This is a genomic window from Buttiauxella sp. B2, assembly GCF_006376615.1.
In the GTDB taxonomy this organism is placed as follows: Bacteria; Pseudomonadota; Gammaproteobacteria; order Enterobacterales; family Enterobacteriaceae; genus Buttiauxella.
Genome location: NZ_VEXQ01000027.1, coordinates 1 through 19,975, shown reverse-complemented (window position 1 = coordinate 19,975; position 19,975 = coordinate 1). Strand labels below are relative to the sequence as shown.

Here is a 19,975-nt window from a genome sequence, read left to right as displayed (position 1 = left end):
TATTCCACTGCAATTGAACAAATGCTCACACTTTGAGGTTGTTCAAATGGTTACATTTGCATGTGTGGCCAGCGGACCTTCTTTGTCTTCATCTGATTGCCAGAAACTCCTTGAAGCTAACATCCCCATCATTGCGGTAAACAATTCATGGCGCGCTGCACCGTTCTGTTCTGCCATTTACGCAGCGGATTGCTGCTGGTGGGAGGAATACATCGAAGAGATAACGAGTCCGGCGACTCGGTGGTGTGGTGACAGTTTCACGGCTAACCGGTTTGGTATCAATCATCACGAAAGCAAAGTGCCTGGCTCATTCAATTCAGGCCAACGCGCTATTGAACTGGCAATACATCTCGGTGCCCAGCGGGTGTTGCTGGTGGGCTATGACTGCTCAATTCGCCATGGTGCGCACTGGCACGGAAGACACAGTACGCTGGCTAACCCAGATAACTTCAGCGTGAACCACTGGCACGAAGAATTTAAACGCCTGCAGCAGGAGTATCCGTCAATCGAGGTACTGAACTGCTCACGTCGGACCCGGATGAACTGCTTTCCTATAATGTCGCTTGAAGCGGCACTCTCGCTTTAAAAGGTTTCCTTCATGGCAAAATCAAAAGTCTGCATCCGTGGGATGTACGGGCTGGGTGACTCTATTTATCAGCGCGCCTTTGTGCGCCAAATCGCTGGTGCGTATCTCCGGACGCCGTGGCCTGAACTGTATTCAGATCTGGATGTGAAATTTGTCCGATCCAATACCACATTGCGCACCCAGCGTAAGAACGAAGAGAACACGGACTTTGAGTTTGTACGGGAGCCGGTACGACCATCAGAAGTGCTGACCATCTTCTACGGCCCCGACGAATTAAAGAAAGGCTCCATCATCGATGCTATGACCTGGCAGTTCGGCAGGGCGGCAACCATCTTTGATTTGCCATCGTTTGGCGCTTCACCGGTGAAGTCTGATAAGCCGATTGCAGTCATACGCCCGGCTACGGTACGTACTGAATGGGCAAACCCTGCCCGCAATCCGGACCCGAAATACATCGCTGCCGCCGCACGTGAACTGCGCAAACATTTCTACGTGGTCAGCCTGGCGGATCTGGAAGAGGGTGAAGAGTGGCTTGTCGGTGAACAGCCTGAAGCTGATTTGCATCTGCACGCAGGCGAGCTATCTGTAACTGAAATGCTGGCGCTGGTGGAACATGCAGCCGTTGTTGTATCTGGGGTTGGCTGGGCGCTGCCTGCTGCCGTTTGCTACAAAACGCCGGTATTTATCATTCAGGGTGGCTGCGGTGCGCATAATGCGCCGCATATTGTTACCGATCCTGATATGGACTTGTCCCGCGTGGGTTGGGCGCAACCCGATGACTACTGCATGTGTGCCAGCATGGACCACGATTGCAGCAAGCACATCACGGGCTTCACTGACATATTCAAAGGCTGGCTAAATGAAATCGTTCTCTGATGAATTGCAGACCGGCCTTGTCTGGCTGCCTGAACTGGGAATGGGTCGCTACCCTGTGGCGGGGAGCCGTCCTTATGATGCGGATTACTTCACCCGCTATCAGGATATGGCCGAAACTTCAATGGGGCAGCAGCTCACCGCCGCCCGTATTCAGTTAGTGTCACGCCACTATCAGGGATCGGTGCTGGATGTGGGGATCGGCTCAGGCCAGTTCGTTAACTGTTATCCAGGTGCGTTAGGTTTTGATGTCAATCCAGCGGGTGTGGCATGGCTTCATGAGCGCAATGCTTATGCTGACCTGTACGCAAACCGCTGGCGGGCACTGACCATGTGGGATGTTTTGGAACACATCGACGAGCCTGAGCTGGCAGTACAGCAGGCGACTGAGTTCATTTTTGTTTCGCTCCCTGTCTTTGATAGCGCTGAGCACATTGTCTCCTCGCGCCACTACCGCAAAGATGAACACATCTGGTACTGGACGCATGATGGCCTGATTAAATGGTTTGCTGAGCAAGGCTTCAGCATGGTGGAGCACAACACTTGCGAAAGCATGTTAGGTCGGGAAGGTATTGGTAGTTACGCATTCAAAAGGAACTAGCCATGCCACCCAGAATACCAAAGGCCTGCCGCAAACGAGGTTGTAAGAATACAACTATCGACCGCAGCGGGTTCTGTGATGAGCATAAGGGCGAAGGCTGGAAGCAATACAAGCCCGGGCAGACCCGCCACCAGCGTGGTTATGGGACTGGATGGGACAAGACACGGCTTCGTATTCTTCAGAGGGATAAAGGGTTGTGTCAGGAATGTTTACGAAGAGGTGCCATTACTGAGGCAACTTGCGTTGACCACATAGACCCTCTGGCGAACGGAGGAAGCCACAGTGATGACAACCTTCAAAGCTTATGCACCCCATGTCACCGCGTGAAGACGGCCAGAGAGAGGCTACCAGACAGGCGGGGGGGAGGGTAAATCCCTACAGCCCTTGCCCTTCCGGACTGCCCGCCCCGCCGTATTTTTACATGCCCGAAATAAGAAATTTTTTTTGGAAAGGTTTTGCCTATCGGAGGACGGTGAATGGCAGGAGGAATTAGATCGTCCGGTGGGGGCCGAAAGCCAAATTTACCCGTTGGGCAGAAAAGCAAACTTACCCGGATTGCACCACCAGATGAATTAATGAGCGAGGTTGCAGTAAAGCTCTGGAAAACGCAGAGCAAAATATTAATCGACCGCGGATTGTTTGAACTTGAAGACGCTCCCATCCTTTTGGCCTACTGCAACGCTTTCCATTTAATGCTTGAGGCGGAAAAACTTCTCGTAACAAGCCTTACCGTTGATAGCGAAATGGGGGGCCTGAAAAAACACCCCGCCGTAAACGTCCGCAACGATTCGGTTTCACAGCTTGCCCGTCTGGGATCACTTCTGGGACTTGACCCTTTAAGCCGCGTTCGTATGACTGGCGGCAGAAAAGAATCAGAAGATGAAGGGAACGAATTTGATGAGTTTGGCTGATGGCTACCTATCCGAACGTCAATGCGGCGAACCAGTATGCGCGGGACGTAGTGAGCGGAAAGATTCTGGCCTGTCAGCTAGCACGACAGGCATGCCAGCGTCACCTTGATGACCTTGAGCGGGCGAAAGATCCTGGCTGGCCGTATCGTTTTGACAAGAACAAGGCAGAACGTTTTCTCCGTTTCTCCCAGAAAATGCCCCACACGTCTGGTGAGTGGGCTCGTCGAAAGCTCCGTATCACATTTGAACCCTGGCAAAAATTCTCACTTGGTGTGCCATTCGGCTGGGTTCGAAAGGACAGCGGCCTGCGCCGTTTCACCGAAATTTATATTGAGGTCCCGAGGAAAAACGGCAAGTCAGCGATCGCCGCGGCAGTAGGCAACTATATGTTTTGTGCTGATGGTGAGCACGGTGCAGAAGTTTATTGCGGTGCGACAACGGAGAAACAGGCCTGGAAGGTATTTTCCCCGGCTTTGCAAATGGTCAAGAAGCTGCCCGAGATGCGGCGGGCATTTTCCATAAAGCCCTGGGCCAAGAAAATGACCCGCCCGGATGGTTCAGTATTTGCACCGGTCATTGGCGATCCGGGTGATGGCGATTCACCGTCCTGCGCAATTATTGATGAATACCACGAACATCCGACTGATGCGCTTTACACGACGATGACGACAGGTATGGGTGCTCGCGAGCAACCCATGACGCTTATCATCACCACAGCAGGCTATGACATTGCTTCACCTTGTTATGAGAAGCGTGCGCAGGTGGTCGAAATCCTGGAGCGTATCCGTGAAGGAGGGGAAAACGAAGCCATCTTCGGGATCATCTTCACTCTTGATGATGATGATGACTGGACGAAGCCAGAAGCGCTGATTAAAGCGAACCCGAATTATGGTGTTTCACTCAAAGAGGGCTTTCTTCGCGCCAAGCAATTGTTGGCGATATCAACACCCAGCCAGACCAACAAAATACTCACCAAGCATTTCAATAAATGGGTGAGTGCTAAAGCGGCTTATTACAACCTGCAAAAGTGGATTGCCGCCGCTGACAAGACGCTGAAACTATCGGATTTTGTGGATGATGAGTGTTATCTGGGGATTGACCTTGCTTCGAAACTCGATTTAAACGCCGTTATTCCTGTGTTCTGTCGAGAGATTAATGGGCTTAAACATTTTTACTGTGTCAGCCCTTTCTTCTGGGTACCGGAAGATACGGTGTATTCAACCGATCCCGCACTGAAGCGAACTGCTGAGCGTTACCAGACGTTCGTTAATCAGGGCGTTCTGATCCCCACCGATGGGGCGGAGGTTGATTACCGTCTCATTTTCGAAACCATTCTGGCATTGCGTGCTGGCGTCAAAATCGCTTCATGTCCGATCGACCCCTATGGTGCGGTCTCTATCTCTCACATGCTTATGGATGAGGGGCTGGAGCCGATAACTATCACCCAGAACTTCACCAACATGAGCGACCCCATGCGTGAAATTGAGGCGGCACTTGCCGCTGGTCGCTTTCATCATGACGGTAATCCGATTTTGACCTGGTGCATTGCCAACGTGGTGGGGCGTCACCCTCCCGGCAGTGATGACATTGTTCGTCCAGTTAAAGAGGGTAACGAGAACAAAATTGATGGCGCCGTGGGTCTGATGATGGGCGTCGGTCGTGCCATGTTGAATGAACCTAAAGACTTCCTTTCTAATCTGGACCCTGATGAGGACCTGTTAATCCTGTGAAATCACTGATTATCGATATTGCCGGGCTGGTGGGCTTTGGTGCGCTGATGGCGGGTATTTACCTGCAATATGGCACAGCCGTTGCGCTGATGTCCGGCGGTTCAGGTCTGTTGATCTGGGCCTTAATGGCGGCATGGAGGGCGAAACATGCTTATTGATGCCATTTTCAGAAGTAATTCACTGGAGAATCCCGCGGTTCCTTTGACGGCTGAGGCCGCCGATAGCGACGGTATCTTCCAGAGTGACGTTATCGTCAGCCCAAAAACAGCCATGAAGCTGGCGGCGGTTTACTCCTGTATTTACGTCATCTCCTCAAACGTTGCGCAGATGCCGCTACACGTCATGCGCCGTACCGGGAAAACAGTGGAGGTTGCAAGTGATCATCCTGTTTTTTACCTGGTACACGATGAACCTAACGACTGGCAAACCAGTTACAAGTGGCGGGAATTAAAACAGCGGCATGTCCTCGGCTGGGGCAATGGTTATACGCGCATCCTGCGTAACCGGCGCGGCGAGGTGAGTGGGCTGGATGCCTGTATGCCGTGGCAAACCACGCTGGTGAATACCGGTGGACGCTATACCTACGGCGTCTATAACGAACAGGGCAGTTTTGCCATCAGCCCGGATGACATGATCCACATTCGTGCCTTAGGTAATGATCAGAAAATGGGGCTCAGTCCAGTCATGCAGCATGCTGAAACAATCGGAATGGGCATGAGTGGGCAGAAGTACACTTCCAGTTTCTTCAATGGCAACGCCCGACCCGCAGGGATTATTTCCGTTAAAAATGAGTTGAATGACAACAGCTGGGAACGGCTGAAAAAGCAGTGGCAGAAAGCTACGGCAGCTTTACGACAGCAGGAAAATAAAACCATGCTGCTTCCCGCTCAACTGGATTACAAAGCACTGACTGTTTCACCTGTTGATTCACAGATCATCGATATGATGAAACTGAATCGCTCAATGATAGCGGGTATTTTCAACGTTCCGGCGCACATGATTAATGACCTGGATAAAGCCACGTTCTCCAACATCTCAGAGCAAGCCATCCAGTTTGTGCGTTACACCATGATGCCCTGGGTAACTAACTGGGAGCAGGAGCTCAATCGTCGTCTGTTTACGCGTGCAGAAAGGCAGGCTGGGTACTACGTTCGCTTTAACCTTGCCGGTTTACTGCGCGGTACTGCAAAAGAACGAGCAGAGTTCTATCACTACGCCATAACCGATGGCTGGATGAGTCGTAATGAAGTTCGTGCTTTTGAAGACATGAACCCTGTTGACGGACTGGATCAGATGTTAGTCAGCGTCAATGCTTCACAACCGGCAAAAACCAAAACAGAACAGGAGAACATTACCGATGAGTGATCGCGAAATGCGGTGTTACAGCGGTGAAGTCCGGGCTGAGTTACAGAGTGAACAACCGACGAGAATCATCGGCTATGGCTCTGTGTTCAACTCCCGTTCCGAACCGCTCTGGGGATTCCGCGAGATCATTAAACCTGGTTCCTTTGACGATGTGCTGACCAATGATGTGCGCGGCCTGTTTAACCATGATCCGAACTTTATTCTCGGGCGCAGTACATCAGGAACGCTGGCACTGAGTGTTGATGAGCGAGGGCTGCAATACAACATCACTGCTCCTGATACGCAAACAATCCGGGATCTGGTGATCGCCCCCATGATGCGCGGGGACATCAGTCAGTCCTCGTTTGCGTTCCAGGTCGCCCGGGATGGTGAAAACTGGTACGAGGACGAGGAAGGCATCGTTATCAGGGAGATATCTCGATTTTCTCGCCTCTACGACGTGAGCCCAGTGACGTATCCGGCTTATCAGGAAGCTGACTCCAGCGTCCGTTCAATGAAAGCCTGGCAGGAAGCGCGAGACAGCGGCGCGCTTAAGAACGCCATTAACCAACGAATGGCGCGTGAGCGCCTGCTGACCCTTCTGAATGCGTAAGGAAAAAACATGAAATTGCATGAACTGAAGCAAAAACGTAACACCATCGCCACTGATATGCGTGCCCTGCACGACAAAATTGGCGACGGCTCCTGGAGTGAGGAGCAACGAACCGAGTGGAATGAGGCAAGAGCCGAGCTGGATAAACTTGATGCGCAAATTGCCCGTGAAGACGAGCTGCGCAACCTCGACCAGACGTTTATTGACGATCAGAAAGAAGAGCAACGCCAGAATCTGGATAAAGAAAACGGCAATCAGCCGGAAGAAAAGCGCTTCCAGATTTTTGACAAATGGATGCGCCACGGCGCCAGTGAACTGAGTTCAGAAGAACGCAAAGAGCTTCGCGAACTGCGTGCTCAGGGTGTGGCGCCGGATGAAAAGGGCGGCTATACCGTGCCTGATACCTTCCTGGCAAAAGTGGTTGAGCAGATGAAAGCCTACGGTGGTATTGCTGGCGTGGCACAGATCCTCACGACCTCAGACGGTCGCACTATGGAATGGGCAACGGCTGATGGCACTGCTGAAGTCGGCGTGTTACTGGGTGAAAATGAAGAAGCCGGCGAAGAAGATACTGACTTCGGGATGGACAGTCTGGGCGCATTAAAAATGACGTCCAAAATTATCCGCGTGTCGAACGAACTGCTGCAGGACAGCGCCATTGATATGGAGGCGTATTTGTCACGCCGTATCGCTGAGCGAATTGGTCGTGGTGAGGCCCGATATCTTATCCAGGGTACCGGCGCCGGCACACCAAAACAGCCGAAAGGGCTGGCGGCATCTGTCACGGGAACCACACCGACAGCATCTGCAACGGCAGTGAAATGGCAGGAAATTCTGGCACTGAAGCACAGCATTGATCCGGCGTACCGCCGTGGGCCGAAATTCCGCCTGGCATTCAATGACAACACGCTGAAATCCATCAGCGAAATCGTTGACAGCCAGGGCCGTCCATTATGGCTGCCGGATATTGTTGGCGTAGCGCCTGCATCGGTGCTGAATACGCCTTACGTTATCGATCAAGAAATTGACGACATCGGCGCGGGCAAGAAATTCATGTACTGCGGTGACTTCGATCGCTTCATTATCCGTCGCGTGCGCTACATGATCCTGAAGCGTCTGGTTGAGCGCTATGCTGAATTTGACCAGACCGGATTCCTGGCCTTCCACCGCTTTGATTGTATTCTGGAAGATACCTCTGCAATTAAGGCGCTGGTGGGTAAAGGGAGTGCCAGCAGCTAACAGACAATCCAGCAATGAACACTGACGCCGCGTAAGCGGTTTTTTTGTGCCCGTCATCCGGCGGGCACCGGAGGATTTATGTTGCTGACGCTGAAAGAAATCAAAGGCCAGTTACGGCTGGATGATGATTTTAGTGATGAAGATACCCTGCTAACACTGTTGGGCAATGCTGTACAAACCCGCACGGAAACCTTTCTGAACAGAACGCTGTATGCAACCGACGACGATATTCCGGATACCGACACGGATGGTTTGCACCTTCCTGACGATATCAAATTGGGGATGTTGCTGCTGGTGACGCATTTCTATGAGAACCGCTCATCTGTATCAGAAGTGGAAAAAGTTGAATTGCCGATGAGCTTTAACTGGCTTGTTGGCCCGTACCGGTACATCCCGTTATGAAACTCAGACAGAGCCAGACCAGTGCCACGTATTTGTTACCCGACCCTGGTGAACTGGACCAGCGTGTGACTATCCGACGGCGTGTAGACGAGCCGTCCGATGATTTTGGTGTAGAGCCCACATATCCGGACTCGTTTGAAACCTGGGCGAAGAAAGCTCAGCCCGGAGCAGCGGCGTATCAGGGATCCGTACAAACGGAAACCACGGTAACCCACTATTTCACCCTTCGCTTTCGCAAAGGGATCACCGCCGATCATGAAGTGGTTTGTGGTGAACAGCTCTATCGCGTCAGGCGAGTGCGTGACCTGAACAGTAAGCGCCGGTTCCTGCTGCTGGAATGTGAAGAGCTGGGAACAGACAGAGGCGTAAACAATGCAGAGCAAAGCCTTTTTACACGTTGATTTTGAGCAACCGGATGAGCTGGTTTTTAACCGTGCCCGGCTGCGGCGTGCGTTTGTAAAAATCGGCCAGGTTCATATGCGTGACGCCCGTCGGCTGGTGATGAATAGGGGGAAATCGAAAGAAGGGGAAAACCCCTCTTATCGAACCGGGAAACTGGCTCGCTCAATTGGCTACTACGTCCCGCGAGCATCGAAGCGGCGTGCAGGGCTGATGGTGAAGATTGCACCAAACCAGAAAAATGGAGAGGGAAACCGGCATATCAACGGAGCATTTTACCCGGCATTTCTGTTCTATGGCGTTAAACGCGGTGCGAAACGTAAAAAAGGGCACCATCGGGGCGCTTCCGGTGGTCGTGGCTGGCGTATTGCGCCACGCAACAACTATATGACCGAGGTACTGGAACGTCGACGCAGCTGGACTCGCTACATCCTGTCCCGTGAACTGCGGAAATCTCTGCGTCCCCAGAAGAGGAAAAAATAATGAAGCTCATTCCCATTGTGGCTGCTTTGCGTGCTCGTTGTCCGCGTTTTGAAAATCGGATCGGAGGGGCTGCGCAGTTTAAAGCGATCCCTGAATCCGGAAAAATGAAGTTGCCAGCAGCGTATGTGGTACCGGCAGAAGATGTTGTTGGTGAGCAGAGATCGCAAACTGACTACTGGCAGGATCTGACGGAGGGGTTTTCCGTCATCGTTGTTCTGAGTAATGAGCGTGACGAAAAAGGTCAGTGGGCATCTTACGATGCCGTTCACGATGTCCGGGCAGAGGTCTGGAAGGCATTGCTGGGATGGGAGCCTGACTCGCAGGCGCATGAAATTAACTATGCTGGCGGCATGTTGCTGGATCTTAATCGTTACGAACTTTACTACCAGTTCGATTTCACCGTGAAGTATGAAATCACGGAAGAAGATACGCGACAGCAGGACGATCTGGATGCTCTGGATGAGCTGAAAACGATAAGTATTGATGTTGATTTCATCGAACCTGGCAACGGGCCAGATGGGATTATTGAACACCACACCGAAATCAACTTCAGCGAGTAACCCATGTTTATTAAGCCTAAAAAAGGGCGGTCCGTGCCGGACCCCGCCCGCGGTGATGTATTGCCTGATGAAGGCAGAAATGTTGAGCCATCCGCCTACTGGTACCGCCGTATTGCGGATGGGGACGTTGTTAAATTCCCACTTTCAAACAAAGAGGCAGGTAAAAAATGACCGTAAGCTTCAACACCATTCCGGGTGAAAACCGGGTGCCGCTGTTTTATGCCGAAATGGATAACAGTGCTGCTAACACGGCTCAGGACAGTGCGCCTTCCCTGCTGATTGGCATGGCGCTATCTGATGCAGATCTTCCACTTAATCAGCTGGTCATCATGCCCTCCGCCGACATGGCGAAGAAACTGGCCGGACGCGGGAGCCAACTGGCCCGCATGGTTGCTGCTTATCGTCAGGTTGATCCGTTTGGTGAACTCTGGGTTGTTGCCGTGGAAGATAACGGTGAGGTGGCAAGTGGAACGTTGACGGTGACAGGTACTGCAACAGATGCCGGCTCGGTTAATCTGTACATCGGAACGACCCGGGTACAAACAACTGTGGCCACAGATGACACTGGACGGCAGGTAGTCCAATCTCTGATGGCAGCCATTAATAAAAATGTCGATCTGCCTGTCACTGCGGCATATGTAGCGACCTCTGGTGGCGACACACAAGGGACCATTACGCTGACGGCAGTGAACGGTGGCACAGTGGGAAACAGTCTGCCGCTGACGCTGAACTATTACGGCACGGCCAGTGGAGAAAGTGCGCCTGCGGGTCTCAGTATTCAGATCGGGAAAATGTCCGGTGGTGCTGGTGATTCTGATTTGTCACAGACCATTGCGGCAATGGGCGATGAGCCCTTTGATTATATTGGCCTGCCATTTAGCGATGCGGCGTCATTACAAATGATGGCGACGGAAATGAACGACAGTTCTGGCCGCTGGAGCTACATTCGCCAGCTTTACGGTCATGTTTATACGGCGAAAACAGGTTCACTGTCCGAGCTTGTGGCTTTTGGTGATTTGCTGAATAACCAGCACATTACTGTTGCCGGGTATGAAACCACGATTCAGACCCCCATTGATGAGCTGGTGGGTTATCGCCTGGCACGTGATGCCGTCTTTTTACGTATTGACCCCGCCCGCCCAACTCAGACCGGGGAATTGACTGGTGCATTACCTGCGCCGACCGGAAAACGTTTCACCGTCACCGAACAGCAGTCCCTTCTGACGCATGGGATCGCCACGGCTTACACCGAAACGGGCATTTTGCGTATTCAACGTGATATCACCACGTATAAAACGAATGCCTATGGCGTTGCTGATAACAGCTATCTGGACAGCGAAACGCTGCATACCAGCGCATATGTACTGCGTCGTCTGAAATCGGTGATTACGAGTAAATACGGGCGCCACAAACTGGCGAACGACGGTACGCGTTTTGGTCCGGGGCAGGCCATTGTCACACCTGCGGTTATCAGAGGGGAGCTGAGTGCTATTTATCGGAGCCTTGAACGTGAAGGCATTGTGGAGAACTTCGATCTTTTCCAGAAGTACCTGATTGTGGAACGTAATGCGACCGACCCGAACCGCCTGGATGTGCTGTTCCCGCCGGATTATGTCAACCAGCTGCGCGTGTTCGCTGTGCTTAATCAGTTCCGCCTGCAGTATAACGAGGAGGCCGCGTAATGGGAAAAATTGCGGGTACAACCTATTTCAAAGTTGATGGCCAGCAGCTGTCGATCACCGGCGGCATTGAGGTACCGATGAATACCCGGGTTCGTGATGATGTTATTGGCCTGGATGGTTCTGTTGATTACAAAGAAACGTCCCGTGCACCGTACACGAAGGTGACGGCGAAGGTGCCGAAAGCGTTTCCTGTCGACAAAATTACCACATCTGATCAGATGACCATCACCTCCGAACTGGCAAACGGTCAGGTGTATGTTCTGTCAAACGCCTGGCTTCATGGTGAAGCCAATCACAACCCGGAAGAGGGCACAGTGGATCTGGAATTCCACGGTGAAGAAGGGTTCTATCAATGAAAGAACTGCCGCTGAAAAAGCCCATCATGGCGCATAACGAAAAGGTCCATGTACTTGAACTGCGCGAACCAACATTTGATGAAATTGAACGTATTGGTTTTCCGTTCACAATCAATACGGAAGGCAGTGTTCGACCAGACAGTTCGGTCATGCTGAAGTATCTCCCGATACTGGCGGGCATTCCCCGCTCTTCGGCAGCCGACATGGCGCTTATCGATATCTTCAAAGCCTCAATGATGATCCTGAGTTTTTTTACCAGCTCAACGGAGACAACCTCCGAAAGCGACTCTTCAACGTTGCCCACTACTGGCGATTAAACCCCCTTGAACTCAGACGGTCGCCTGTCTCTGAATTTCTGGAACTGGAGGCAGAGGCCGTTCGCATCAATGAGGAAATAAAAAATGGCTGACAGTTTTCAGTTAAAGGCCATTATCACTGCCGTTGATCAGCTCACCGGTCCGATGAAAGGCATGCAGCGGGAGCTCAAAGGATTCCAGAAGGAGATGGCTGGGCTGGCAATAGGCGCGGCAGCCGCGGGAACGGCCATCCTTGGCGCACTGATCATGCCTATTGGCTCGGCTATCACCTTTGAATCAAAGATGGCCGATATTCGCAAGGTGGTTGATGGCCTGGATGATAAAACCGTCTTCCAGGGGATGAGTGACGATATTCTGGAGTTATCGACTCAGTTGCCGATGGCTGCAGAAGGGATAGCTGAAATTGTCGCTGCGGGTGGGCAGGCGGGGATTGCCAGACAGGATCTGATGCAGTTTGCCAGCGATGCAGTAAAAATGGGCGTGGCGTTTGACCAGACGGCAGAAGAGTCCGGGCAGATGATGGCGCAGTGGAGAACGGCGTTTAAACTGACTCAGGATGACGTGGTTGTTCTGGCGGATAAGATTAACTACCTGGGCAATACGGGGCCTGCAAACGCGGCGAAAATATCGGAAATTGTGACCCGGATCGGTCCGCTGGGCAGTGTCGCCGGGGTGGCTTCGGGGGAAATTGCTGCGATGGGGGCTACCATCGCGGGGATGGGCGTAGAGTCTGAGATCGCTTCTACTGGCATCAAGAACTTTATGTTGTCACTGACGGCAGGAAAATCAGCGACATCAGCCCAGAAAAAGGCGCTCAGCTTCCTCAAGATTGACCCCGGGCAGCTGGCTGCGGAAATGCAGAAGGATTCCAAAGGCGCAATTCTGAAGGTACTGGATTCACTGGCTAAGGTCCCGAAAGCTAAGCAGGCTGCTGTGATGAACTCTCTGTTCGGGAAGGAATCACTTTCCGCTATTGCACCGTTGCTCACCAACATGGATTTGTTGCGAACCAACTTTAACCGTGTTGCCGACGCTCAGCAGTACGGTGGCTCGATGCAGAAGGAGTACGCCAGCCGTGCGGCAACGACGGAAAACCAGCTAACGCTGCTGAAAAATAGCGTGAATGCGATATCGATAACGCTCGGTGATACCTTTCTTCCTGCCATAAACGATGCCACAAAGGCGGTCATGCCTTACCTCGAAGAACTCAGGAGCTTCGTGCGCGCCAATCCCGAAATGGTCCAGTCGGTTGCCAGGTTTGGTGCCGCCTTACTGGGAGTAGGGGTAGCCATCGGCACGTTATCACGCGCATTTAAAATCCTGAACAGCGTCATGAACCTGTCTCCGGCAAAAGTGGCTATCGCGGCCCTGGCTGCTGGTGCAATGCTCATCATCGAAAACTGGGATACGGTTGGGCCGGTGATTAAAGAGGTCTGGCAGGAAGTGGATAAAGTGGCGCAGGCCATGGGGGGATGGGAAACCGTTATCGAGGGGGTTGGATTGGTAATGGCCGGCGCTTTTACGGTGAAAACTATAGGGGCGCTTCAGCAGGCAGTAGTGCTTGCACGCTCCCTGTCGGGACTGCTGGGAAGCATTGGTAAAATGGGTGCCATGACTATCACAATTGGCATCGCAATCTCTCTTCTTAAACAACTCCAGGATCTGGAAACGGATTCAAAAGACGCGGGTATGGATAAGGGAGGGTTCATCGTTAATAAGATGCAGACGAAGGAAAGAGAGCGTGGGTATAACGGATTCTTACCTCGTCTGCGCGAACTTATCGGCATGGATAACCCTATCCCTGAAGAGCGTTACTTACCCGCAGTGCCGGTTAACAGATCGGCGGCAACAGGGCTGACAACTGCGGCTCCTTCTCAACTGCAGCGCAGTGAACTGAAAGTGACATTTGATAATGCACCGCAGGGAATGCGTGTAATTGATGTACCCAAAACGGGTAGCGCATCGATGACGATAAATCATGATGTGGGTTATTCCCCGTTCCGCAATCAACCTTAACCCGCTTCGGCGGGTTTTTACTTTCAGGTGGCGTTATGGCTCTTTTCTCAAGCGCACCCGACTGGCGCACGCGTTTGCGCGAAGCCTCTTTTCGGGGGGTGGGCTTTTCTGTAGAGGATGATGAAGGCTCATTCGGGCGGCGTGTTCAGGTTCACGAATACCCCAACCGGGATAAACCCTTTACTGAGGATTTAGGTCGGGCAACAAGGCGGCTGACGATAAACGCTTACCTCATCGGCGATGGGTATGCCGTTCAGCGTGACAGGCTTATTGTTGCTATAGAAACGGCGGGGCCGGGTACGCTGGTTCATCCTCAGTACGGAGAAATGCAGGGCAGCATTGACGGGCAGGTCAGGGTTTCTCACAGCAACGCCGAAGGGCGCATGTGTCGCGTATCTTTTCAGTTCGTTGAAAGCGGTGAGTTGTCATTTCCGACGGCGGGCATTGCCACGGCCAACCGACTGAATGAAACAGGCAGCCTGTATGATGATGCAATCGACGGCATGTTTGGGGCGTTCTCACTCTCAGGCATACCTGATTTTATTCAGAGTGATGTTCTGGCCGACGCGGCGGATATGCTGGGAACCGTTGCCGATGCCTTTCAGATGGTGGACTCCGGCGTGTCTGCTGCCATGCGTCTCCTGCAGGGGGATTTGTCCGTCATTCTTATGCCGCCGAGTACTGCCAATGATTTTGTGCGTGCCCTCCAGAAAGCATGGCGGGCAGGGGACCGACTGAGCGGGGATACTTCCGATCTGGTCACGATGGTAAAAACCATGTCCGGCGTTACGCTTGATTCTGGGCTGGCACCTCGCGGCACGTGGCCGACCGATTCCGGATCAGTGAAGGTACAGAGAACACAGAGCAATCTTGTGGCCTCAGCCATACGCACTACAGCTATCAGCACATCGGTTAACGTTGTTACTGATTTACCTCAGCCCCGCACTGCACCATCGCAATCACTCCAGGCTGGTGCCATGTCCGGCGCCGCAGGCGCACAGGCGGCGACCGATATTATTAATGTGCCTCACCCTTCTCTTGATAGTGCCGTTGCGAACAACACAGTAAATCCACCGCCGACGTGGGATGCTCTGACAGACATCCGCAGCGCCATTAACACCGCGATAGACCAGGAGCAGTTGCGCATTACGGATGACGATCTGTTCCTGCAAATTTCCTCGCTAAGAACGGATTTAAACCGCGACATTTCCGGTCGGCTGGCGCAGGCCGAAAAAACGGCTGAAATAACACCATCCGAAGTTCAGCCCGCCCTTGTACTGGCTGCGAGCTGGTATGACGACGCGGATCGGGAGTCAGATATTCTCGACCGCAATACAATACGCCATCCCGGCTTTGTGCCAGTGATGCCGCTGAGGGTGCCGGTCCGATGAACAATATCGTGTTTCTGCGTGTGAACGGGCGGGAATGGGGCGGCTGGACGTCAGTGCGTATCAGCGCCGGGATTGACCGTGTCGCCCGGGATTTTAATGTGACCATCACCCGTCAGTGGCCTGGACAGGCTGAGGGCTCTGCTCAGATTAAAAATGGCGACCGGGTAGAAGTGCTGATTGGTGACGACCTGGTGATTACCGGCTGGGTTGAGGCCACGCCCGTTCGTTATGATGCAAACGCCATCACGACGGGGATCGTAGGGCGCAGTAAAACGGCAGATTTAATCGACTGCACCGCAGCTCCGGTCCAGCACAGCGGTAAGAGTCTGGTGCGAATTGCTGAGGCCCTGGCACAGCCTTTCGGTATTTCTGTTATTGATTCCGGGGCACCGGCATCCGCCGTTATTGATGCGCAGCCAGAGCATGGTGAAACGGTGATTGAATGCCTGAACCGTTTACTGGGGCAGGTGCAGGCGCTTGCGTATGACGATGAGCGCGGAAATCTGGTTCTCGGCACCCCCGGCAGCGTGAAGGCGGCGACTGCGCTGGTGCTGGGAGAAAATATCCTCTCCTGCGATACCGAACGCAGCGTACGTGAGCGTTTTTCTGACTATCTCATCACTGGCCAGCGGCCTGGCACCGATGATGATTTTGGTGAAGCAACCATTTCTGCTATTCGGCAGGCCACACGGGACGCTGGGGTGACGCGTTACCGTCCGATGACGGCACAGCAATCCGGAACGGCGACAACGGACAGCTGCAAGGCGCGTTGTGAGTTCGAAGCGCGCCAGCGCGCAGCCAGAACTCTGGAAACCACGTACACCGTGCAGGGCTGGCGCCAGGGTAACGGAGAGTTATGGAAGCCGAATCAGCGCGTGATTGTATTCGATCCGCTGGTGGGTTTTGACAATGATGAACTGGTGATTGCCGAAGTCACTTACAGCCAGGACGGCAACGGCACCATCACTGAACTGCGGGTGGGACCGGCAGATGCTTATCTTCCTGAACCGACAACCCAGAAGAAAAAGAAGAAAACATCCGGAGGGGGCGGTGATTTCTGATGGCTGCAAATTTAAAAGCGCTTGCCAACCTGTTTACCCGGGCGGTGATCACATCACTCGATGCCGGGAAAAAATGCCAGGCCGTCGGCCTTAAACTGATAGCCGGAGACATCAAAGAAAACATGGAACACCTCGAGCCCTATGGGTTTACTTCGGCTGCGCAAAACGGTGCGGAAGCTGCGGTGCTGTTTTCTGCCGGCGACCGTTCCCATGGCGTGGTGATAATGGTGGCAGATCGTCGCTACCGGCTTAAAGGGCTCAAGCGGGGTGAGGTTGCCGTTTACGACGACATGGGCCAGTCCGTGACGCTGACCCGGGCAGGGATTGTGGTTAATGGCGGTGGCAAGCCGATTACGCTAACCAATGCGCCAAAGGCCCGATTCGAAATGGATATTGAGGCGACCGGCCAGATTAAAGATCTCTGCGATGGCGCCGGGAAAACAATGGCTGCTATGCGTTCGACATACAACGGCCACACTCACAAAGAAAACGGCGACGGCGGCGGAACGACGAACGCGCCAGACCAACCAATGGGCTGACAGCATGATCCTATACGTTAACGGGCTCCTGAAGGAGTCCTCGGACCCGCTCGACCTTTTAACGCGTGCCGTAGTGATTTCTTTATTTTCATGGCGGCGTGCCGGAAGCGATGACAACACAACGCAGCCGTATGGCTGGTGGGGTGACACCTGGCCCACAGTGCAGAACGACCGCACTGGCTCGCGCCTGTATCTGCTTAAGCGAAGCAAGCTCACAAACAAAACACCGCAGGCCGCACGGGAATATATTCAACAGGCGCTGGACTGGCTGACTGAAGACGGCGTGGCGGCGCAGATTGATGTGACTGCGGAACGAACTGGCATTGATACCCTGGCGGCTGGTGTCACTGTCTGGCAGCAGAATGGCAGCCAGCACAACATAACTTTTGATGATATATGGAGCGAGCTTGATGGCTGAAAGTCAATTTACGCGACCTGAACTGCCGCAGCTTATCGCTACGATCCGCAGCGATCTGCTTACGCGTTTTGAACAGGACGTGCTGCTTCGCCGCATGGATGCGGAAGTGTACGCCCGTGTACAGGCTGCAGCTGTTCATACCCTTTATGGCTACATCGATTATCTGGCCCGTAATATGTTGCCGGATTTATGCGATGAGGACTGGCTATACAGGCATGCGCGTATCAAACGTTGCCCCCGCAAAGATGCTGTCTCTGCTGCGGGCTTCGTGCGCTGGGATGGCTTGAGCGGTACCCCGACGTTGCCTGCCGGGACGCAAATCCAGCGTGATGACCAGGTGACTTTTACCACTACAGCATCTGTTACGGCCTCCGGCGGGGTTTTGCGCGTGCCGGTGACCGCTGATGAAGCAGGAACGGCAGGAAATACCGATGATGGCATTGCGCTGCGTCTTGGTACGCCGGTTAGTGGCATTTCCTCCACCGGGTACGCCGATACCATAACAGACGGTGCTGATGTGGAAGATCTCGAAGTCTGGCGTGCGCGCGTAATGGAACGGTTCTACTACATCCCGCAGGGAGGTGCAGATCCGGATTACATCATCTGGGCGAAAGAAATTGCCGGGATCACTCGCGCCTGGACACTCCGACATTACCAGGGGATTGGCACCGTCGGGGTCATGGTAGCAACCGGGGAATCGACCAGCCCGGCACCCGATGATGAACTGGTTCAGCGTGTCCGTGAACACATTTTACCGCTGGCTCCCGTGGCAGGTGGCGGTCTGTTTGTCTTTGCAGCAGGTGAAAAGGTTATCCCGATGACGATTGCGCTTGCGAAAGACACGACTGAAATCAGGACGTCGGTCACAGCGGAGCTTAATTCGTTAATGCTGCGCGATGGTGCGCCATCTGGAAAAGTATACGTCTCGCGTATCAGCGAAGCGATCAGCTTGGCTTCCGGGGAAGTGGCGCACAAACTTACCGTTCCTGCTGCCGATATAACGTTGGGCGAAACTGAATTACCGGTACTGGGAACGATCACCTGGGCCACTTACGTCAGCAGCGGAGGAGCCTGATGGCATCAGAAGACGACTACACCCGACTTCTTTATCAGCTGCTCCCACCGGGTCCTGCATGGGAAGGGGATAACCCTTTGCTTGAGGGGCTTTCGCCGTCCCTGGCTCGCGTACAGCAGCGCGCCGATGCGCTGATGAAGGAAATCGACCCGGCACAAACCACAGAACTGATTGGGCGCTATGAACCGCTTTATGGTCTGCCGGATTCCTGCGCGCCTGACGGTGTTCAGACGTTACGGCAGCGCCAGCAGCGTCTGGATGCTAAGGCAAACGTGACGGGAGGGATTAACGAACAATTCTACCGTGAGCAGCTCGACGCGCTCGGCTATTACACGGCCACCATTGAACAGTTTCAGAACCAGGACGTTTCACCCGATCCTGAGTGGGGAGCGTTCTGGCGGTATTACTGGCGGGTAAACATCCCGGCAGACGCCAATGTCAGCTGGCAGACCTGCACCAGCGCGTGCAACTCAGCAATCAGAACCTGGGGAGACACCGTGGCGGAATGCGTGATTGAAAAGTTAAGCCCCTCTCATACCGTCGTTGTTTTCGCATACCCAGAAGGAGCAGAAGATGCATCGAATTGATACACCTACCGCCCAGACAGATAAGTTTGGCGCGGGTAAAAATGGTTTTACTAACGGCGATCCCGGCACAGGACGCCGTGCTACAGACCTGAACAGCGATATGTGGGATGCAGTGCAGGAGGAGGTCTGTAATGCGATTGAGAAATCTGGCGCAGTGCTGAACAAGGGCCAGCACGACCAGCTTTATACTGCCATCGTTAAGCTCATCACTGACCGCGTACCTGATGCACTTTTGCGAAAAAATAATCTTTCAGATTTAATCGATAAAGCGATAGCGCGTACAAATATGGGGCTTGGAACAGCGGCCACGCGTAACGTTGTCGATAACAGTAATACCGGCGGGCTTGTGCCGGTTGGCTACAAAGGCAATTTTAGCTCTGACTGCAATCATGGCGGAATTGATTTTGCGACGTATCCTTTTGTTGTCGGGGAATCATTTTTTATTGATGTACGCGCATGTACTAACAGTCCCACGTTTCTTGCCCAGGACTATTATTACATTGACGTCATCGCTGCGACTAATCCGGCAGCCGGTGCGCGAGTTAATAGGCCATTAATTCAATTCATCCGTTACTCTAATTCGACACTTATTCTTGCAGTGCGTGAAGATGACGGTACAACCATAAACTGGCGTTATTTTCGGGCTGTACAATATGACGCTAACAACAGTAATGTAACTATCCCAGGCGGTTTAAAAGCTTTAAATGGCTCAACAGAGTTAGCTCAAAACGCTATCTATATACGTGGCGGTGGGAATAAACATTTATGGTTTCATAACGCATCAGGCGAGGA

The 19,975-nt window shown here is 53.0% G+C and carries 25 protein-coding genes and 1 pseudogene; all 26 read left to right on the top strand.

Translation table 11 applies throughout. The features are described from left to right. Window positions 1-46: 46 nt before the first annotated feature. Complete coding sequence (locus tag FH968_RS20550) at window positions 47-586, top strand: hypothetical protein (RefSeq protein ID WP_139882818.1); 540 nt, start codon at window positions 47-49, stop codon at window positions 584-586. A gap of 12 nt (window positions 587-598) precedes the next feature. Next, complete coding sequence (locus FH968_RS20545) at window positions 599-1,462, top strand: glycosyltransferase family 9 protein (protein WP_139882816.1); 864 nt, start codon at window positions 599-601, stop codon at window positions 1,460-1,462. After that, the gene (locus FH968_RS20540; protein ID WP_139882814.1) at window positions 1,446-2,060 is read left to right on the top strand and encodes a methyltransferase domain-containing protein; all 615 of its coding nucleotides are present in this window, start codon (window positions 1,446-1,448) and stop codon (window positions 2,058-2,060) included. Before FH968_RS20545 ends, FH968_RS20540 begins: the two co-directional genes overlap by 17 nt. Window positions 2,061-2,062: 2 nt before the next feature. Next, the gene (locus tag FH968_RS20535) at window positions 2,063-2,431 is read left to right on the top strand and encodes an HNH endonuclease (protein ID WP_139882812.1); all 369 of its coding nucleotides are present in this window, start codon (window positions 2,063-2,065) and stop codon (window positions 2,429-2,431) included. A 105-nt stretch (window positions 2,432-2,536) separates the two neighbouring features. Further along, a complete protein-coding gene (locus tag FH968_RS20530; RefSeq protein ID WP_139882809.1) occupies window positions 2,537-2,971 on the top strand; it encodes a phage terminase small subunit P27 family in 435 nt (144 codons plus the stop codon). Continuing rightward, window positions 2,971-4,701 carry a terminase large subunit gene (locus tag FH968_RS20525; protein ID WP_139882807.1) on the top strand — a complete coding sequence of 577 codons (1,731 nt, stop codon included), beginning with the start codon at window positions 2,971-2,973 and terminating at the stop codon, window positions 4,699-4,701. Before FH968_RS20530 ends, FH968_RS20525 begins: the two co-directional genes overlap by 1 nt. Then, on the top strand, window positions 4,698-4,859 hold the full coding sequence (locus tag FH968_RS23730; RefSeq protein WP_189389271.1) for a hypothetical protein: 162 nt from the start codon (window positions 4,698-4,700) through the stop codon (window positions 4,857-4,859). Before FH968_RS20525 ends, FH968_RS23730 begins: the two co-directional genes overlap by 4 nt. Then, on the top strand, window positions 4,849-6,066 hold the full coding sequence (locus tag FH968_RS20520) for a phage portal protein (protein WP_139882804.1): 1,218 nt from the start codon (window positions 4,849-4,851) through the stop codon (window positions 6,064-6,066). The genes FH968_RS23730 and FH968_RS20520 overlap by 11 nt, the downstream gene beginning before the upstream one ends. Then, entirely contained in the window at window positions 6,059-6,658 is a 600-nt protein-coding gene (locus tag FH968_RS20515) for an HK97 family phage prohead protease (protein ID WP_139882802.1), read from the top strand. Before FH968_RS20520 ends, FH968_RS20515 begins: the two co-directional genes overlap by 8 nt. Window positions 6,659-6,667: 9 nt before the next feature. Further along, window positions 6,668-7,897, top strand: coding sequence for a phage major capsid protein (locus FH968_RS20510; RefSeq protein WP_139882800.1), 1,230 nt, complete (start codon window positions 6,668-6,670; stop codon window positions 7,895-7,897). 78 nt (window positions 7,898-7,975) lie between these two features. After that, window positions 7,976-8,299 (top strand): head-tail connector protein, encoded by a 324-nt coding sequence (locus tag FH968_RS20505; RefSeq protein WP_139882798.1) that lies wholly within the window; start codon window positions 7,976-7,978, stop codon window positions 8,297-8,299. Next, window positions 8,296-8,700 (top strand): phage head closure protein, encoded by a 405-nt coding sequence (locus tag FH968_RS20500; RefSeq protein ID WP_139882796.1) that lies wholly within the window; start codon window positions 8,296-8,298, stop codon window positions 8,698-8,700. The genes FH968_RS20505 and FH968_RS20500 overlap by 4 nt, the downstream gene beginning before the upstream one ends. After that, a complete protein-coding gene (locus FH968_RS20495) occupies window positions 8,672-9,181 on the top strand; it encodes a hypothetical protein (protein WP_139882793.1) in 510 nt (169 codons plus the stop codon). Before FH968_RS20500 ends, FH968_RS20495 begins: the two co-directional genes overlap by 29 nt. After that, a complete protein-coding gene (locus FH968_RS20490; RefSeq protein ID WP_139882791.1) occupies window positions 9,181-9,741 on the top strand; it encodes a hypothetical protein in 561 nt (186 codons plus the stop codon). Before FH968_RS20495 ends, FH968_RS20490 begins: the two co-directional genes overlap by 1 nt. 3 nt (window positions 9,742-9,744) lie before the next feature. After that, on the top strand, window positions 9,745-9,912 hold the full coding sequence (locus FH968_RS20485; protein ID WP_139882789.1) for a DUF2635 domain-containing protein: 168 nt from the start codon (window positions 9,745-9,747) through the stop codon (window positions 9,910-9,912). Further along, window positions 9,909-11,423, top strand: a complete 1,515-nt coding sequence (locus FH968_RS20480; protein ID WP_139882787.1) for a phage tail sheath subtilisin-like domain-containing protein — start codon at window positions 9,909-9,911, stop codon at window positions 11,421-11,423. The genes FH968_RS20485 and FH968_RS20480 overlap by 4 nt, the downstream gene beginning before the upstream one ends. Continuing rightward, window positions 11,423-11,779 carry a phage tail tube protein gene (locus FH968_RS20475; RefSeq protein WP_139882785.1) on the top strand — a complete coding sequence of 119 codons (357 nt, stop codon included), beginning with the start codon at window positions 11,423-11,425 and terminating at the stop codon, window positions 11,777-11,779. The genes FH968_RS20480 and FH968_RS20475 overlap by 1 nt, the downstream gene beginning before the upstream one ends. Then, a complete protein-coding gene (locus tag FH968_RS20470) occupies window positions 11,776-12,096 on the top strand; it encodes a phage tail assembly protein (RefSeq protein WP_139882783.1) in 321 nt (106 codons plus the stop codon). The genes FH968_RS20475 and FH968_RS20470 overlap by 4 nt, the downstream gene beginning before the upstream one ends. An 84-nt stretch (window positions 12,097-12,180) precedes the next feature. Further along, window positions 12,181-14,112, top strand: coding sequence for a phage tail tape measure protein (locus tag FH968_RS20465; protein WP_139882781.1), 1,932 nt, complete (start codon window positions 12,181-12,183; stop codon window positions 14,110-14,112). A gap of 35 nt (window positions 14,113-14,147) precedes the next feature. After that, complete coding sequence (locus FH968_RS20460; RefSeq protein ID WP_139882779.1) at window positions 14,148-15,503, top strand: DNA circularization protein; 1,356 nt, start codon at window positions 14,148-14,150, stop codon at window positions 15,501-15,503. Beyond that, window positions 15,500-16,564, top strand: a complete 1,065-nt coding sequence (locus FH968_RS20455; RefSeq protein ID WP_139882776.1) for a phage baseplate assembly protein — start codon at window positions 15,500-15,502, stop codon at window positions 16,562-16,564. Before FH968_RS20460 ends, FH968_RS20455 begins: the two co-directional genes overlap by 4 nt. Continuing rightward, window positions 16,564-17,103, top strand: a complete 540-nt coding sequence (locus tag FH968_RS20450; RefSeq protein WP_139882774.1) for a phage baseplate assembly protein V — start codon at window positions 16,564-16,566, stop codon at window positions 17,101-17,103. Before FH968_RS20455 ends, FH968_RS20450 begins: the two co-directional genes overlap by 1 nt. A 4-nt stretch (window positions 17,104-17,107) precedes the next feature. Beyond that, window positions 17,108-17,521: a phage GP46 family protein gene (locus FH968_RS20445; protein ID WP_139882772.1), complete on the top strand. Its 414-nt coding sequence runs from the start codon at window positions 17,108-17,110 to the stop codon at window positions 17,519-17,521. Next, window positions 17,514-18,596 (top strand): baseplate J/gp47 family protein, encoded by a 1,083-nt coding sequence (locus tag FH968_RS20440; RefSeq protein WP_139882770.1) that lies wholly within the window; start codon window positions 17,514-17,516, stop codon window positions 18,594-18,596. Before FH968_RS20445 ends, FH968_RS20440 begins: the two co-directional genes overlap by 8 nt. After that, window positions 18,596-19,183, top strand: a complete 588-nt coding sequence (locus FH968_RS20435; RefSeq protein ID WP_139882768.1) for a YmfQ family protein — start codon at window positions 18,596-18,598, stop codon at window positions 19,181-19,183. Before FH968_RS20440 ends, FH968_RS20435 begins: the two co-directional genes overlap by 1 nt. After that, a pseudogene (locus tag FH968_RS23950) lies at window positions 19,170-19,975 on the top strand (hypothetical protein); the annotation flags it as partial. The gene FH968_RS20435 and the pseudogene FH968_RS23950, both read left to right, overlap by 14 nt.